This window comes from Streptomyces sp. NPDC025793 (assembly GCF_055558375.1).
In genome coordinates this window covers 71,550-86,227 of record NZ_JBVHMR010000003.1, presented here as the reverse complement: position 1 = coordinate 86,227, position 14,678 = coordinate 71,550, and the positions used below count along the sequence as shown (strand labels likewise).

13 protein-coding genes are annotated in these 14,678 nt (G+C 73.1%); 3 read left to right on the top strand and 10 right to left on the bottom strand.

The window, feature by feature from the left end; all coding sequences use genetic code 11:
* Positions 1 to 72: 72 nt before the first annotated feature.
* Complete coding sequence (locus ACZ4MF_RS07775; RefSeq protein WP_467490814.1) at positions 73 to 588, bottom strand: YwqJ-related putative deaminase; 516 nt, start codon at positions 586 to 588, stop codon at positions 73 to 75.
* 262 nt (positions 589 to 850) lie between these two features.
* Here ACZ4MF_RS07775 and ACZ4MF_RS07770 point away from each other — a divergent pair, with 262 nt between their 5' ends.
* The 3 genes from ACZ4MF_RS07770 to ACZ4MF_RS07760 all read left to right on the top strand — a co-directional run bounded on the left by ACZ4MF_RS07770 (position 851) and on the right by ACZ4MF_RS07760 (position 5,843).
* Positions 851 to 1,861 (top strand): SMI1/KNR4 family protein, encoded by a 1,011-nt coding sequence (locus ACZ4MF_RS07770; RefSeq protein WP_467490812.1) that lies wholly within the window; start codon positions 851 to 853, stop codon positions 1,859 to 1,861.
* A gap of 10 nt (positions 1,862 to 1,871) precedes the next feature.
* Entirely contained in the window at positions 1,872 to 4,649 is a 2,778-nt protein-coding gene (locus ACZ4MF_RS07765) for an SUKH-4 family immunity protein (protein WP_467490810.1), read from the top strand.
* A gap of 309 nt (positions 4,650 to 4,958) precedes the next feature.
* A complete protein-coding gene (locus ACZ4MF_RS07760) occupies positions 4,959 to 5,843 on the top strand; it encodes a cellulose-binding protein (RefSeq protein WP_467490808.1) in 885 nt (294 codons plus the stop codon).
* A gap of 208 nt (positions 5,844 to 6,051) precedes the next feature.
* Here ACZ4MF_RS07760 and ACZ4MF_RS07755 read toward each other — a convergent pair whose 3' ends face one another.
* From ACZ4MF_RS07755 to ACZ4MF_RS07715, 9 genes are all read right to left on the bottom strand, one after another.
* Positions 6,052 to 6,861: an enoyl-CoA hydratase/isomerase family protein gene (locus ACZ4MF_RS07755; RefSeq protein ID WP_467490806.1), complete on the bottom strand. Its 810-nt coding sequence runs from the start codon at positions 6,859 to 6,861 to the stop codon at positions 6,052 to 6,054.
* Positions 6,858 to 8,120, bottom strand: a complete 1,263-nt coding sequence (locus tag ACZ4MF_RS07750; protein WP_467490804.1) for a cytochrome P450 — start codon at positions 8,118 to 8,120, stop codon at positions 6,858 to 6,860. The genes ACZ4MF_RS07755 and ACZ4MF_RS07750 overlap by 4 nt, the downstream gene beginning before the upstream one ends.
* A 157-nt stretch (positions 8,121 to 8,277) precedes the next feature.
* A complete protein-coding gene (locus tag ACZ4MF_RS07745; protein WP_467491556.1) occupies positions 8,278 to 9,582 on the bottom strand; it encodes a cytochrome P450 family protein in 1,305 nt (434 codons plus the stop codon).
* Between the two features lie 100 nt (positions 9,583 to 9,682).
* A complete protein-coding gene (locus ACZ4MF_RS07740; RefSeq protein ID WP_467490802.1) occupies positions 9,683 to 10,297 on the bottom strand; it encodes a GTP-binding protein in 615 nt (204 codons plus the stop codon).
* On the bottom strand, positions 10,272 to 10,643 hold the full coding sequence (locus tag ACZ4MF_RS07735) for a DUF742 domain-containing protein (protein WP_356027169.1): 372 nt from the start codon (positions 10,641 to 10,643) through the stop codon (positions 10,272 to 10,274). Before ACZ4MF_RS07735 ends, ACZ4MF_RS07740 begins: the two co-directional genes overlap by 26 nt.
* Positions 10,640 to 11,041 carry a roadblock/LC7 domain-containing protein gene (locus tag ACZ4MF_RS07730; RefSeq protein ID WP_356027171.1) on the bottom strand — a complete coding sequence of 134 codons (402 nt, stop codon included), beginning with the start codon at positions 11,039 to 11,041 and terminating at the stop codon, positions 10,640 to 10,642. The genes ACZ4MF_RS07735 and ACZ4MF_RS07730 overlap by 4 nt, the downstream gene beginning before the upstream one ends.
* On the bottom strand, positions 11,038 to 12,243 hold the full coding sequence (locus tag ACZ4MF_RS07725; RefSeq protein ID WP_467490799.1) for an ATP-binding protein: 1,206 nt from the start codon (positions 12,241 to 12,243) through the stop codon (positions 11,038 to 11,040). Before ACZ4MF_RS07725 ends, ACZ4MF_RS07730 begins: the two co-directional genes overlap by 4 nt.
* A gap of 248 nt (positions 12,244 to 12,491) precedes the next feature.
* Positions 12,492 to 14,138 (bottom strand): sodium/solute symporter, encoded by a 1,647-nt coding sequence (locus ACZ4MF_RS07720; protein ID WP_467490797.1) that lies wholly within the window; start codon positions 14,136 to 14,138, stop codon positions 12,492 to 12,494.
* Complete coding sequence (locus tag ACZ4MF_RS07715; protein WP_467490795.1) at positions 14,135 to 14,590, bottom strand: DUF485 domain-containing protein; 456 nt, start codon at positions 14,588 to 14,590, stop codon at positions 14,135 to 14,137. Before ACZ4MF_RS07715 ends, ACZ4MF_RS07720 begins: the two co-directional genes overlap by 4 nt.
* Positions 14,591 to 14,678: the final 88 nt, after the last annotated feature.

Below are 14,678 nucleotides of genomic sequence, written 5' to 3'. Positions count from 1 at the left end.
TTCGTCGTGCCGGCGGTGGTGCGGCGTTGGTACGGGGGGTGACGGCGGTCTTCGGCCGTCGGTTGCCGCGGGTCAGCCGTCGGTTGCCGTGGGGTCGACGATGCGGACGCCGAAGTGGGCGCTGAGGGCGGTGCAGGCGCGGCAGGGGGTGGCGAAACTGCCGTGGAGGGGGTCGCCGTCCTCGCGTATGCGGCGGGCGGTGAGTTTGGCGTGTTTGAGGGCTTTGCGGGCCTCGCTGTTGGTCATGGGTTTGCGGGCGGCGCGTTTGCTGCGGGTGGCGTCGGCGGCGGTGATGTGCCGGGAGATGAGGATCGTCTCGGCGCAGCGGCCGGTGAAGCGGTCGCGTTGGGCGCTGGTGAGGGTGTCGAGGAAGTCCTGGACGAGGTGGTGCAGGGCGGGGGGTGTGTCGCCGCGGGCGGCGGTGCCGGTGAGGGTGGCGCCGTGGACGGAGAGGGCGGCGGCGACGGTGGGCAGGATGCCGTCGCGGCGGTGGCGGAGGGTGGGGACGGGGGGTGCGTCGGGGCCGCTCCAGCCGATGCGGGGGTCGCCGGAGCGCACGTCGGTACCTCCGTGGTGCAAGGTATTCATGATCGTCTTCCCCTCCCGGGCATCCCCCCGAAGGACACAGGGTGCCAAATGCCGTGGCTCGTGCGGAAGCTGGGGCGGGGCGACACGCCACGGTCGGGGCAGGTCGTCACGGTGGGGTGACGGCCGGTCACGGAAGCGGAGGGGTGCTTTCCGTGGGTTGCGGTGGGCCGGTGACCGGGGTGCGTGTACCGCATAGGCTGTCGCCATCCGCGATCGACACCGCCGATTGAGGCCTAAGAGAACGCCGCAGGGGGCTACCGCCATGACGACAGGTCGGCTCGGGCAGCAAGCCGCGCCACCGAACGCGGCCTACGCCGGGCAGGTCGTGCACTTTCCGGATCCGGTCCGGGCGGCGCGTCACCCGAGAGGAGTACGGGTCGACGAGCGCGGTTACCCGGATTTCGCTCCGTACGCGCGCGTGGCGGTGGAGATCGCCGAGCCGCCGGACGGGTTCGGGGTCGACGAACTGCGGCTGACGGACTTCGTGTCGGCGAACGCCGCGCTGGCCGCGGACCGGCACGAGTTGTGGGACACGGTGCCGGACGTGGCGACGCCGCACGGCTGGACGTGGCACCACGTCGCGGGTACGCGGCGGTTGGAGCTGGTTCCGGTCGAGGTGAAGGCGCTGCTGCGGCATCACGGCGGGATCGCGACGGCGCCGGTGGACCATGGCAAGCGCGGGACGCGGCCGTTGCAGGAGACGCGGCCGGCGCACTTCGGGCTGCCGAAGTCGGGTGCGGCGGTGTCGGAGGCGCAGGTGCTGGGGGTCGAGGAGGATCTCGGCTACCGGCTGCCGGGCGCGTACCGCTCGTTCCTGAAGGCGGCGGGCGGTTGCGCGCCGGTGGGCACGGCGCTGGACGCCGAGTTGGGTCTGCTGGTGGACCAGCCGTTCTTCACGGTGCGGGACGAGGCGGCGGTCAACGACCTCGTGTACGTCAACAAGTGTCTGCGCGACCATCTGACGAAGGACTACCTCGGTGTCGCGTTCGTCCAGGGCGGCCTGCTCGCGGTGAAGGTGAAGGGCGCGCGGCCGGGTTCGGTGTGGTTCTGCGCGTACGACGATGTGCGGGACGTGGATCCGTCGTGGTCGCCGGCGGAGCGGGTGGAGCGGTTGCTGCTGCCGGCGGGCGACGACTTCGACGCGTTCCTGTCCCGGTTGGCGGGTAGTCCGCCGGAGTTGGAGACGGTGGCGAATCTGATGGTCGACGGTGGTTTCGCCCATGTCGTCCCGGTGTCGTCCGGTTCGGCGTCGTCCGGTCCGGTGGGGGAGTGAGCTTCAGGCGATGGTGACCTACGCGCAGGCGCAGGAGCGCGCCGAGGAGTGGATCAACGGCGACGTGCCCGCGTACCAGCATCGTGAGGTGCGGGTGCGGGAGTTCGAGCTGGGGTTCGTGGTGTGGGGCGAGGACCGGGCGGAGGGCCCGCGTTCGGACGGGGGTGCGCAGCGGCTCGTCATCGCCCGCGACAGCGGGGAGGCGACGCTGTGGCCGGCGCTGCCGGTGGGTGAGGTGATCCGCCGCTTCGAGGAGGAGTACGGCGGTCCCGACGGCCCGCAGGGCGCGGCACCGGCACCGGCGCCCGCCCGTGTCGACCTGAACCAGACGTCGTTCCTGCTGACTCCGCCGGAGTGGTTGCAGGAGGCGGCGGACAAGATGGGCATCGGTGAACGGCGTCCGGAGCCCGGGTCCGGTGCCGCTGCCGGGGCTTCGGCTGCCGGTGGTGCGGGGCCGGCGCAGACGCGGGCCGGGGTGCCGGCCGCCGCGCCTCCCGCGGCCGTGCCTCCCGCGGGAGCGCCTGCTGCCGATGTGCCGGTGGGCGCGACGCCGTGGGCCGGTACGGACACCAACGCGGACCCGGGTGAGGACGACCGTTCCGTGCCGCTGCCCGCGACGGTGTTCGCGCCGCCGCTGAGCGAGCCCGACGTTCCCCGGCCTCCGGCGTCCACGCCGGAGGCGAAGACGGCGCTGATGTCGGGGGGCAGCCAGCTGCCGCCGACGGCGGTCGCCCCGGCGCTCGACGCTTCCCGGCTGCCGGGCACGCAGGGCGGTCCGCCCGCTCCCGCTGGAGCGCCGGGAGTGCCTGGTGCACCCGGGGTGCCCGGGGCTCCGGCCGCGCCGGGTGCCGCGCAGACCAGCACGCCCCCGCCCCCGACGCCCGGTACGCCGCCGTACGGCTATCCGCAGGCGCCGGGCGCACCCGGCACGCCGCCGCCGGGCGCACCCGGCACGCCGCCGCCGGGCGTACCGGCCCAGGCTCCGGCGCTCGGGGCCCCGTTCCCGCCCCCGGGCGCCCACACGCCTGCGCCGCCTCCGGGCGCCCCCTCGTACGGCTATCCGCAGGCGCCGGGCGGCGCTCCGGACGCGTCGCTGATGTCGGCGGACTCCGGCACGTCCGGGCGGTCGCTCGCGCCGAACGCCGGGGACATCGCGGACGCCGCGACGAGCAAGGCCGCGCCGCCGCCGAGGAGGGCGCGCGGTGGCGCGGGCGCGCCGCCTCCGCCGCCGGGTGCCCCGGGCGCGCCGGGCGTGCGGCCGGGGAGTGCGCCGCCGCCCGCGCCGAGCGCGTCCGCGAACGCGTATGTACCGACGCAGTTCGCGCCGGCGCTCGGGCCGGAGGGGCTCCAGGGCCCGGGCGCTCCGGGCACGCCGAACGCGCCGGGCGCCCCCAACCCGCCTGCCCCGCCCGGAGGCAACGTGCACCAGGCGGCCACGATGCTGGCCGGCCCCAGCCAGCTGGGCGGCGCACCGCAGCCTCCGGGCGTCCCGGGTGTCCCGGGCATGCCCCCCGCGCCCGGCGCGCCCCAGCCTCCGGGAGCCCCCGGGGCTCCTGGCGTACCCGGCGCGCCGCAGCCTCCGGGCGCTCCCGCCGGTCCCGGTGCGCCCGGTGGCGGCCGGGGTGCCGTGCACCAGGCGGAGACCATGCTCGCCGCCCCGCCGGTGGGCGGACCGGGCGCGCCTGTGCCGCCCGCCCCGCCTGCCCCGCCCGGTCCGGGCGCCCCCGGGATGCCGCCGGGCGCCCCGCAGCCGATGCCGCCGGGCGGGCCCGTTCCGGGGCAGGCGCCGGCGTACGGGTATCCGCCGCAGGGGCAGCCGACGGTCGGCCCCGGCTACCAGGCCGTGCTGCGCTACCGCGCGCAGGACGGTTCGGAGCAGCAGCTGATCCGGCGTTCGGCGCCGGGCACGCCGCATCCGGAGTGGCAGATCTTCCATGAGCTGCGGGCGATGAACGTGCCGTCGGACCAGGTGCTGGAGCTGCACACGGAGCTGGAGTCGTGCGAGCTGCCGGGTGCCTACTGCGCGCGGATGATCCGGGAGCAGTGGCCGCAGGCGCGGATCGCGAGCATCGCGCCGTACGGCACGGACCACGCGAGTCGGCAGCAGGGGATGCAGCAGTTGCTGGCGCACCAGGGCGAGTTGCACCAGGTGGCGGACGGGCCCGCGCGGCCCGCGCCGGTGCGGGCGCCGCTGCCGCCGGTGCAGGCCGTGCCGCCCCTCCCGCCGGAGGGGATCGGGCAGGAGCTGGCGGCGGCGTTCGGGCCGGCGGTGTTCCGGTTCGAGCAGCAGGCGGTGTCGCGGCAGGGCGTGCCGCCGGTCGTGGCGCACACGCTGGTGGTGGCCGGGCTGCCGGTGGACATGGGGCCGTTCTTCTGGGCGCAGGCCCAGCCGGGCCGGCCGGTGCCGACGCTGGCGGAGCTGGCGGCCGAGCGGGGGGTGCAGCCGGCGGCGGACGCGGGCTCGTACCTCGTGATGGGCACCGACTTCGGCCGGGCGATCTGTGTGCAGTACGGGACGGCGAACATCGTCGCCGTCCCCGTGGAGGCGGGGCCGGGCGGTGCTCCGGTGCCGCCGCAGTTCGTGAACACCGGGCTGCCGGAGTTCGCGCGCTGTCTGGCACTGCTGGGCCGGATGTGGCGGCTGCGGTACGGCCTCAACCAGGAGCAGGCGGGCCGCTGGACCGTCGACTTCCAGGCGCAGCTGGCCGCGCTGGACCCGGCGGCGCTCGGTTCGCCGGAGAGCTGGTGGTCGGTGCTGCTGGAGCAGATGTGGGACGGCCTGCTGTAGCGAACGCCGTCCGGTGGTGAATTCGGGATGCCCTTCACGCGTGCGTGGAGGGCATCCCGCGTTGTGCGGCCGGTCCGTGTTCCACCCGGGCGCCCGTCGGCCGAACGGGTTCGCGGCGTGCTCGTCCGCCGTGCCGACCTGGTGCCGCGAACGGCCGCCCGTACGACGCCGATCGCGGCGTGCGGGTATTCGAGCGTGACGTGGCTGCGGAGTGTCGGGTTATGAACACTTACGCCCGATCCATCAAGATGTGCGCGAAATCAACCTGACGGGTATGTCGTGGATGTCTGGTGGAGAGGGGTTCCCACGGTGACCAGTGCATCGATGCCGCCGCACGGCTTCGTGACCGTCCGGGGGCGCGGCTACCGCCCCGATCAGGTGGACGCCTTCGTGCGGGCGCTGTTCGACGACCGGGACGCCGCGTGGGAGCGCGCCGCGCGGCTGACCGTGCTCGCCCGGGAGATGGGGGAGGAGGCCGCCCGGGCGCGCGAGGTCGTCGCGCAGCTCGCGCCGCAGACGTACGAGACGCTCGGGGACTCCGCGCGGCGCCTGTTCCAGGTCGTGCAGGAGGAGGCGGCGGACCTCAGGAAACGCGCGCGGCGTGAGGCGGAGAAGCGGGTCGCGCAGGCCGAGGCGGACGCGGCGCGTGCCCTCCAGGAGGCGCGGGACGCCGCGGACGCGCTCCGCGCGGAAGCCGACGATTACGCCCAACGGCTCCTGCTCGCCGCACGCGCCGAGGCCGACGACTACCGCATCGGCAGCCGACGGGCGGTGAAGGCGGGGCGTACGGAGGCGCTCGCGGCGGTGCGCGAGGTACGGCAGCGCGCCACCGGCATGCTCGGCGAGCAGTCCCGGGAGCACACCGAGCGCTGGGCCGAGGTGGAGCGCGTGGAGGCCGAGCGGGCCGCCGCGCTGGATGCGCGGTACACCGAGCGGATGACCCGGGCCGAGGCCGAACTGGCCGCGGCCGAGCGGGCCCTGCGGGAGGCCGAGGAGGCGGCGGCCCGCGACCAGGAGGAGGCACGCGTGCGTGCCGCCGAGATCCTCGCGCACGCACGCGTGCGCGAGGAACGCATCGCCGGCGAGACCGAGCAGGTGCTGCGCGAGCACGGCGAGACCTGGGACGTCGTGCACGCGCAGATGGACACCGTGCGCAATCGCCTGATGATGCTGACGGGGCGAGCGGTGGACTAGGGGGTGTCGTTTGGATCAGGCCGGCCGTGAGGGACAGTGCGGACCGGCCGACCCGGGCGGGGTAGTCGGGCCCCTCCCGCGCGAGCGAAGCCGAGCGTGGGGGAGTCGGCGATCGACGACCACGCGGCTGGGGGTGCCCCTCTGGGGGAGTGCGCGCCAGACGACCCCGCGACGCCGGGATGATCCAAACGACACCCCCTCGTTGCGGTCAGCCGGTCTCGTGGGATCGGGACCGGAACTGTTCCGCCACCACCGCCGCCATGAGCTCGGCGTCGAAGGCGGAGGCGTCGGCGAGGCGGGTCGCGGCGCTCAGGGAGTTGAGGAGGGTCTTGGTGACCCTCAGGGCGGTCGGGGGACGGCGGACGATGGGCCCGGCCCAGGCGCTGACGGCCGCGTCGAGTTCGTGGGCGGGGACGGTCTTCTGGAGGACGGACAGGGCCGCCGCCTCCGTGGCGTCGAAGACGCGTCCGGTGAGGATGAGTTCGCGCACGCGGGCGGCGCCGACCTCGCTGATCAGGCGCGGGAGCAGGCCGCCCCAGGCGGTGGGCAGGCCGAGGGCGAGCTCGGGGAGGCGGAAGGTCGCGTCGTCGGCGCCGACCCGCAGGTCGCAGGCGAGGGCCAGGGCGAGGCCGGCGCCGATGGCCTTGCCCTGCACGCGTGCGATGGTGACGGCGGGGTTGGCGGTGAGCGCGTCGCAGACGCGGCGCGCCTTGGCGCCGGAGAGCCGGATACCGCTCGCCGTGGGGTCGGCGGCGAGGTGCTCGGCGAACTCGCTCCGGTCGCCGCCGAGACAGAAGTCGGGGCCGGCCGCGCGGAGCACCACTACCCGGACGGCGGGGTCGGCGGGGTCGGCGTCGCCGAGGACGGTCAGCAGATCGTCCAGCATCGCGTCGGTGACGGCGTTGCCCTGTTCGGGGACGTTCAGCTCTATGGTCAGCACGGGACCCTGCCGGTCGGCGCGCAGGGTCTTGAGTATCCGGCCGGCCGGGAGCGCGGTGAGGGGCGGGGCGGTCGTCATGTCGTCACTTTCAGGGAGGCGGCGCGTCTGAAGACCATACGAGGGGCGTAGTCGGGTGGCTGGGCGGGCCGTAACGCGGGGAAACGGCGCAGCAGTTCGGCGAGCAGGACCCGGGCCTCCAGCCGCGCGAGGGCCGCGCCGAGGCAGTAGTGCGCGCCGCCGCCGAAGGTGAGGTGGCTGCCGCGGCGCCGGATGTCGAAGACGTGGGGCTCGGGGTTGCGGCGGGGGTCGTGGTTCGCGGCGCCGTACAGGACGTGGACGGTGGTGTCCCTGGCGACCGGCACCCCGGCGAGGACGGTGTCGTCGGCGGCGACACGGGAGTTGAGATGGATCGGCGGGTCGTAGCGCAGGACCTCGTCGATGGCGTCGTCGAGGTCCTCGGGCCGGCGGCGCAGCCGCTCGGCCCGGGCGGGCTCGCCGGTCAGCAGCCAGACGGCGTTGGTCAGCAGGGTCGCCGTGGTCTCCAGGGAGGCGATGGTGATGAACATCGTCAGGTCGTAGAGGATCTGGTCGGCGGCCGCGCGGTCGCCCGCGTGCACGGCGTCCCAGTAGCGGATCCAGCCGGACAGGACGTCGTCCCCGGGGCGGGCGCGCCGCTCGCTGATCAGGCGGGTGAAGAAGGCCCGCATCTCCAGGGTGGCATCGGCGGACACGGCGAGTTCGCTCTTGGTCGGCAGCAGTTCCTGGGCGTGCACCTGGCGGTGGGTGAAGCTCAGGATGCGCGGATAGTGCTCCTCCGGGATGGCGAGCCACCGGCCGACGGTGTGGATGGGGAGCTGTTCGCCGACGACGGCGGCGAAGTCGGCCTCGCCCCGGGTGCGCAGTTCGTCGTCGAGGCGGTCCAGGAGCCGGGTGACGTGGGCGGTGACCTGGGGCTCCATGACCTCCAGGGTGCGCCGGTCGAAGAGGTTGCCCAGGGCGCGGCGTTGACTCGTGTGAGCGGGCGCGTTGAGCCGGGAGAGGGTCCGGGTCATCTCCTGGGTGGCAGGCGCATGCCAACGCTCGGCGTCGGACTGGCGCTGCTGCCAGGCGAAGTCCGGGGTCAGCCAGTTCCTGCCGCGCAGGACCTGGTTGCAGGCGTCGAATCCGGTGACGAAGAAGCCGCCCCAGGGGGCGGGCACCACATCGCCAAGAGCGCGTAAATCGGCCCAGACAGGGAGGGGGTTGGACTGCCCCTCGGCAGAACGCAGGCGACGGAGAAGGGAGATGACGGCCCGGCGGTCGGTCGTGGTACCGCGTATGTCGCCAACGGCGGTCACGCGAAGCTCCTTTGTGGCATGGACGCTACCGATACCGCCGGAACCTACCCTTCCCCTCCCCCGCATCATGCGCCTCTGCGTGTTGCTCCTGTCACATGCCGTGGCTGGATTTCACCGTCGTCACTTTTCCGCCACAAGTACGGCATCCGGTTCCGTGTCAGACACGGAAAATGTCCAGGAACGAGCTCCAGAAACCCTTCTTCCTGGCCGGTTCCTGACGCGTGGACGCGGCGGCCGGCGCGACCGGGTGCGGCTGCTCCGCCGGGACGTGCGCGGACCGGCTCTGGAGGTGCGCCGCCATCCGGGTGGCCGGCGCGGGGCTGAACGCCACCGGCATGGCGACCATCGCCCGGTGGAAGGGGCCCGGCCGCCACTGGAGGTCCTTCTCGGGGACGACCAGGGTCAGGTCGGGCAGCGCGTTGAGCAGCCGCTCGACCGCCGTGACCGCGATGACCTGCGCCGGGTCCTTGGCCGGGCAGGCGTGCGGGCCCGCGCCCCAGGCCAGGTGGGCGCCCTTGCCGTGGGCGCGCCGGGCCTCGGTCAGCGCGGGGTCGCTGTTGGCGGCGGCGAAGCTGATGACGACCGGGGTGCCCGCCCCGGCCACCACGCCCCCGAGGTCGACGTCCTGGAGCGGGTAGTGGGTGGCGTAGTTGGCGATCGGCGTCTGGTGCCACAGCACATGGTCGATCGCCTCCTCCACCAGCATGCCGGCGCCCTGGTCCTCGTCGGGCGCGAGCAGCAGGAGCAGGGCGTTGCCGATGAGGTTGCGCTCGGGTTCGACGCCCGCGCCCATCAGCATGACCAACTGGTCCTTGAGCTCCTCGTCGGTCAGGCCCGCCGGATGCTGGATGAGCCAGGAGGTGACGTCGTCGCCGGGCTGGCGGCGCTTGAGGGCGATCAACGCCATGAGGCAGGCGGTGAGTTCCTCGTTGGCGCGCACCGCGTCCTTGCCGTCGAAGATCGCCGACATGGCGCTGGTGAGGGTGTCACCGATGTCCGCCGGGCAGCCGAAGAGCTTGTTGAACAGCAGCAGCGGCAGCAGCTTGGCGTAGTCGTTGAGCAGGTCGGCCCGGCCGCGCTCGCTGAACTGGTCGATCAGGTAGTCGGCGATCGGCTCGACGTCGCGGCGGATCCGGCTGATGTTGAGCCGCGCCAGGCTGTCGGTGACGGCCTTGCGCAGCCGCAGGTGCACCGCGCCGTCCGTGAACAGGCAGTTGGGCCGGTACGCCATCATCGGTAGGACCGGGTTGTCCATGCCGATGCGCCCCTCGTTGAGGGCCTTCCAGCGGCGGGCGTCGCGGGCGAAGAGCGTGGGGTTCTGCAGGACGCGCAGCGCCGTCTCGTACCCGACGACCAGGGTGGCGTCGACACCGGGCGCGAGTTCGACGGGGCCGGCCGGGCCCATCGCGCGCAGTCGGTCGTAGACCTCGTGCGGGTCGGCGGCGAACGTGGCGTCGTGCATGGGGCATCTGCCACCGACGGCGGCGGATGCGATCGGGCTGTCCATGAAACTTCTTCCTCCAGGTCCCGGCGCGAGGGCCGGGGGTGGGCCGGCGGGCTGGTCAGGCCGCGCGGTCGAGCAGATGACGGACCAGCGCGATCAGCGCGTGGCCGGAGGACTGGCGGTCGCGGGCGTCGCAGTAGACGACCGGGGTGTCCGGGAGCAGGTCGAGCGCCTCGCGGACCTCCTCCTCCGCGTAGACCCGGTCGGCCTCGAAGGTGTTGACCGCGATGGCGTATTCCAGCCCGTAGCTCTCGATGAGGTCGATGACGGGGAACGTCTCCTCCAGCCGGCCGGGGTCGACCAGCAGCAGGGCGCCGAGCGCGCCGCGGGCCATGTCCTCCCACAGCTGCATGAACCGCTGCTGGCCCGGGGTGCCGAACAGGTACAGCACGAGTTCGTCGCTCAGCGTCAGTCGGCCGAAGTCCAGGGCCACGGTGGTCGTGGTCTTGCCCGTCACGCCGTGCAGGTCGTCCACGTGGAGCGACGCCTGTGTCATCTTCTCCTCGGTGCGCAGCGGGGTGATCTCCGACAGCGAGCCGATCAAGGTCGTCTTGCCCACGGCGAAGTGCCCGACCACCAGGATCTTCGCCGCACTGGTCACCTCGCTGGAGACGTAGATGGAGCCGCCTGCGCTCCCGTCCGCCGTCTCAGCCGATGAGGGATTGGAGTCCATTCAGAACCTTTTCGAGGGTCGCTCTGTCTACGTTCTGGTGTCGGGGCGGGGCGGCGCGCAGCAGCAGGTGCCCCTGGGCCGATAAATCGGTCAGCAGCAGCCGGACGACGCCGACGGGCAGTTCGAGGTGGCCGGCCACCTCGGCGACGGACAGGTATCCCCCCGAGACCAGCTCCCAGATCGCCCTGACCTCGGGGCCGGCCCCCAGCGGAAGGGTCCGCTCGGGAGCCAGGGTGACGAGGCTGTGCAGGGCGAGGTCCTCGGAGGTGGGCAGGCTCCGGCCGCCGGTGATGACATAGGAGCGGACGAAGTCGCTGGTGACCGCTTCCTCGCCGGGCGTCCTCATGAGCGGGCACCGCTCTCCGAGCGGGGCGCCACGCTCATCGCCTTGCTGAGGGCGTTCACCGTCTTCTGCATCCGGAACGACACCGCCTCCATGTCGACGTCCAGCGCGGCCGAGACCGCCAGGTAGGAGCCCTGGCCGGCGGCGCTGAGGAAGATCCAGCCGCCGTCGTACTCCAGCAGCGTCTGCTTCCAGATCCCGTGACCCGCCCCGACGAACCCCGCGACGGCACGGCTGAGCGACTGCATCGAGCTCATCGCGGCCGCGTTGGTCTCCGCGTCGTCCCGGCTGATGTCGTCGGAGCGCTGCAGCAGCAGGCCGTCCCCCGAGACGAGGATGGCGTGGCGGGCCCCGCGCACCTCGAGCACGTCGTTCAGCACCCACGACAGGTCGGTGTTCACTGGTTCTGAGGTCCTTCCGTGGTGTTGTCCCGCCCGAGCTGCGTTCCGCGGGCGAACGCTCCGATCCGCGACGCCGTCACCTCGCTGGCGGGTACGGACGTGCCTTCCTGTGCGAGGGGCGCGGCGTCGGGCACGGCCGCCACCGGGACGGGGCCCTTGCGCCGCCGGCGCTTGGGCAGACCGCCCTGCGTGGTCCCCACCACGTGCGAGGGGCCCACGACCGGGACCGGGGCCAGCCGCTGCGGGGCGGGGGCCTCCTCGACGCCGGGCTCCTGGACGGGCTCGGGCTGCGGGACGTCGGCGGTCAGGAGATCCTCCGGGACACGAATCACTGCGCGCACACCGCCGTAGGGCGAGACCGAGCCGACGGACACGGCGAAGCCGTAGCGGGCGGCGAGCATGCCGCAGACGGCGAAGCCGAACCGGGGCGGGTCGCCGAGCGCGGTGATGTCCACCGGGCGGTCGGGGGAGAGCAGGGCGGCGGCGCGGTCCTTGGTCTCCTGGTCCATGCCGAGACCCGCGTCGTCGACGATGAAGCACACGCCGGTGGGCACGGCCTGGATGTTGACCTCGACCGGTGTGCCGGGGGCGCTGTAGTTGGTCGCGTTGTCCAGCAGCTCGGCGAGGACGACGGCCACCGGCTCCACGGCCTTGTTCGCGATGGAGATGCCGACCTGGGAATGGACGCCGACGCGGCTGAAGTCCTTGATACGGCCCTGGGCGCTGCGGGCGACGTCGTAGACGCTGGCGGCGCTGTCGCGGCGGCCCAGCCAGCCGCCGCACAGCACCGAGATGCCCTTGGCGCGGCGGCCGAACTGACTGCCGGTGTGGTCGACGGACATCAGGTCGGCGAGCACGCCGGTGTCGTCGCCGTACTTCTTCAACAGTCCGTCCAGGAGGAGCTGTTGCTCCTCCGCGAGGGACTGCAGGGTGCCCATCGCGGACTTGAGCACGGCCTTCGTCGCCGCCTCGGCGTCCGCGCGGACGTCGGCCAGGTCGTGGTCGTGCTGCGCGCTCAACGTCGCGATGTGCGCGTGCAGTTGCCCGGCCTCGCCGCGGGCGGCGGTGAGGCCGGCTTCGAGGTCGTTCTTCTTTCTTCGGAGAGCCTGGTTGGTTCTCCTGGCCCGCAGTACTGCGATCACCGCAGCGGCGAGCACAACAATCAAGATCCACAGGAGTGGATCTTGGGTCAATGACGTCATGAGACTCTCTTCAAGTCGCGTCGCGCGGGGGAACAGGCCTCAGTCCTGCAGGCGGACCAACATCCACTCCTTAGCGACGGGGCCTTGCAGACTTCCCCCGTGCACGTCATCACGACGCGCCGTCAGCCTACCGAAAAGTGGCATGATCGTATCAGTCACAACGTGTCAACAAGCTTGCACCTGTTGCTGTTTAACTGGTCATCACCGAACGTCCACATGTCTCGGCGGCGAAGAAACTTGACTCTCCATCAATTTCCCCTGCGTACGGCCCCCGCGAGGATCCATCCCTCCACCGCCTCGTACTGGCGCCGCTGCTGCTCCGCCTTGTCGCGCCCGGAGGCCAGCGTGCCGAGCCAGCCGAACAGGAAGCCGGCCGGGATGGAGACGATGCCGGTCGTGGTGAACGGGAAATAGGTGAAGGAGGCGTGCGGGAAAGCCGCGAGGGGCGAGCCGGAGACCAGTTTGGTGCCCGGCATGAGCAGCAGCACGCTGAGCGTGCCCCCGATCAGCGTGGCCAGCAGCCCGCCGCGGGTGTAGCGCCGCCAGAAGAGGCCGTAGACCAGGGCGGGCGCGAGGGCCGAGGCGCCCAGGCAGAAGGAGAGCGTCACCAGGGGCTGCAGGCTGTGGTGCTGCACCAGGGTGGCGAGCAGGATCGTCGGCACACCGATCGCGAGCGCGGACACGCGCGCGAGGGCCATCTCGCGCCGGGGCGGCATCTCCCGCACGCGCGCGGCGAAGACGTCGTGGGCGAGGGAGTTGGCGCAGGCGAGGATCATCCCGGCCACCGAGGCCAGCAGGGTCAGGAAGATCGCGGTGGTGACCAGGGTGAACAGGAAGGTCTCCGGCACCGACACGTCCGCCCCGAACGCCGCCCGGGAGCCCAGCAGATACGCCGTGTTGCCCTGCGGATCGGCCCCGGCGATCACGCCGCGGCCGAGCAGCGCGGTGGCGCCGACGCCGACCACCGTGATGACCAGCACGAACAGGGCGACGATCGACACCGCCCAGGACATCGAGCGGCGCACCTGGCGGGCGCTGGAGGCGGTGTACATGCGCATGGTGATGTGGGGCAGGCATGCGCCGCCGAGCACGACGGTCAGCTCGGAGGCGATCATGTCCAGCCGGGAGCGGCCCGACGTGCCGAACTCCAGCCCGGAGTGCAGGAAGGCGGGCCCGGCACCGCTGCGCCGGGCGGCGGCGGAGAACAGGGCGCCCGGGTCCCAGTCGAAGCGGCGCAGGATCAGTACGGCGACCACGGCGCCCGAACCGACCAGCGTCACGATCTTCAGGATCTGGATCAGGGCGGTGCCCTTCATGCCGCCGATCGCCGCGTACGCGATCATCAGGGTGCCCAACGCCACGACGCACGCGGTCTTCAGCGACGCGTCCGAGAAGCCCAGGATGAACGCCATCAGCTGGCCCGCTCCGGCGAGCTGCACCAGCATGAGCGGCAGCAGCGCGGCGATGGTCACCGCGCAGGCCGTGACGCGCACGCAGCGGCCGGGCAGCCGGCGCGCGAGCGCGTCGCCCATGGTGAACCGGCCCGCGTTGCGCAGCGGTTCGGCCAGCAGGAACATCAGCAGCATCAGCGACAGCGCCGTGCTGAGGGCGAGCACGAGCCCGTCGTAGCCGCACAGGGCGATCACGCCGCCGGTGCCGAGGACGGTGGCCGCGGAGATGTAGTCGCCGGCGATGGCGAGGCCGTTGCGCAGCGGGGACAGGGAGCCGTAGCCGGTGTAGAACTCGTCGAGGTCGTCGTGGTCGGGGCCGGTCATCACGCACAGCAGCAGGGTCACCGTGGCGACGGTCGAGAAGGCGACCAGGGACATGGTCTGGGTCCGGCCGCTGAAAGCGGTGAGGCCCCACACCGCGGGGGAGACGGCGGCCGCGCTCATCGGAGTGCTCCGCGCCGGGCGTCCAGCGCGGCCTCCGCGCGGATGCGGTCCGCGAGCGGATCGACGTGCACGCGCGCGGTGTACTCGTACAGGGCGATCGCGAGCCAGGTGACGGGCAGTTGGAGCAGGGCGAGCAGCAGGCCGGCCGGGATGCCGTCGGCGACCGGGCGGGTCATGACGCCGGGTGCGCCCGCGGACAGCACCAGGAACAGCGTGAAGTAGCCGAGCGCGGTGAGCGTGGCGGTGCGCCGCTGCCACCGGTAGGCGCCGCGCAGGACGCGCAGGTCGCGGTGGTGACCGACGGGCGCGCGGGGCGGGCGGTGGGGGACGCGCGCCGGTTCGGGGGACGGGGGCTGCCAGGGGTAGGTGAGCGGGGCCGGGGGCTGCGGGTCGTACGGCGCGTGGGGCGGCGCGTACGACGCGTGTGGGGTGTGCGACGGGTCGTGGGACATCCCGGGGCTCCTTGCGTGGCTCGGGTCCGTGGCGGCGGACCGCAGGGAGGTGGGGGGTGGGCGGAGCCCCGCACGCTACTCGCGGGTA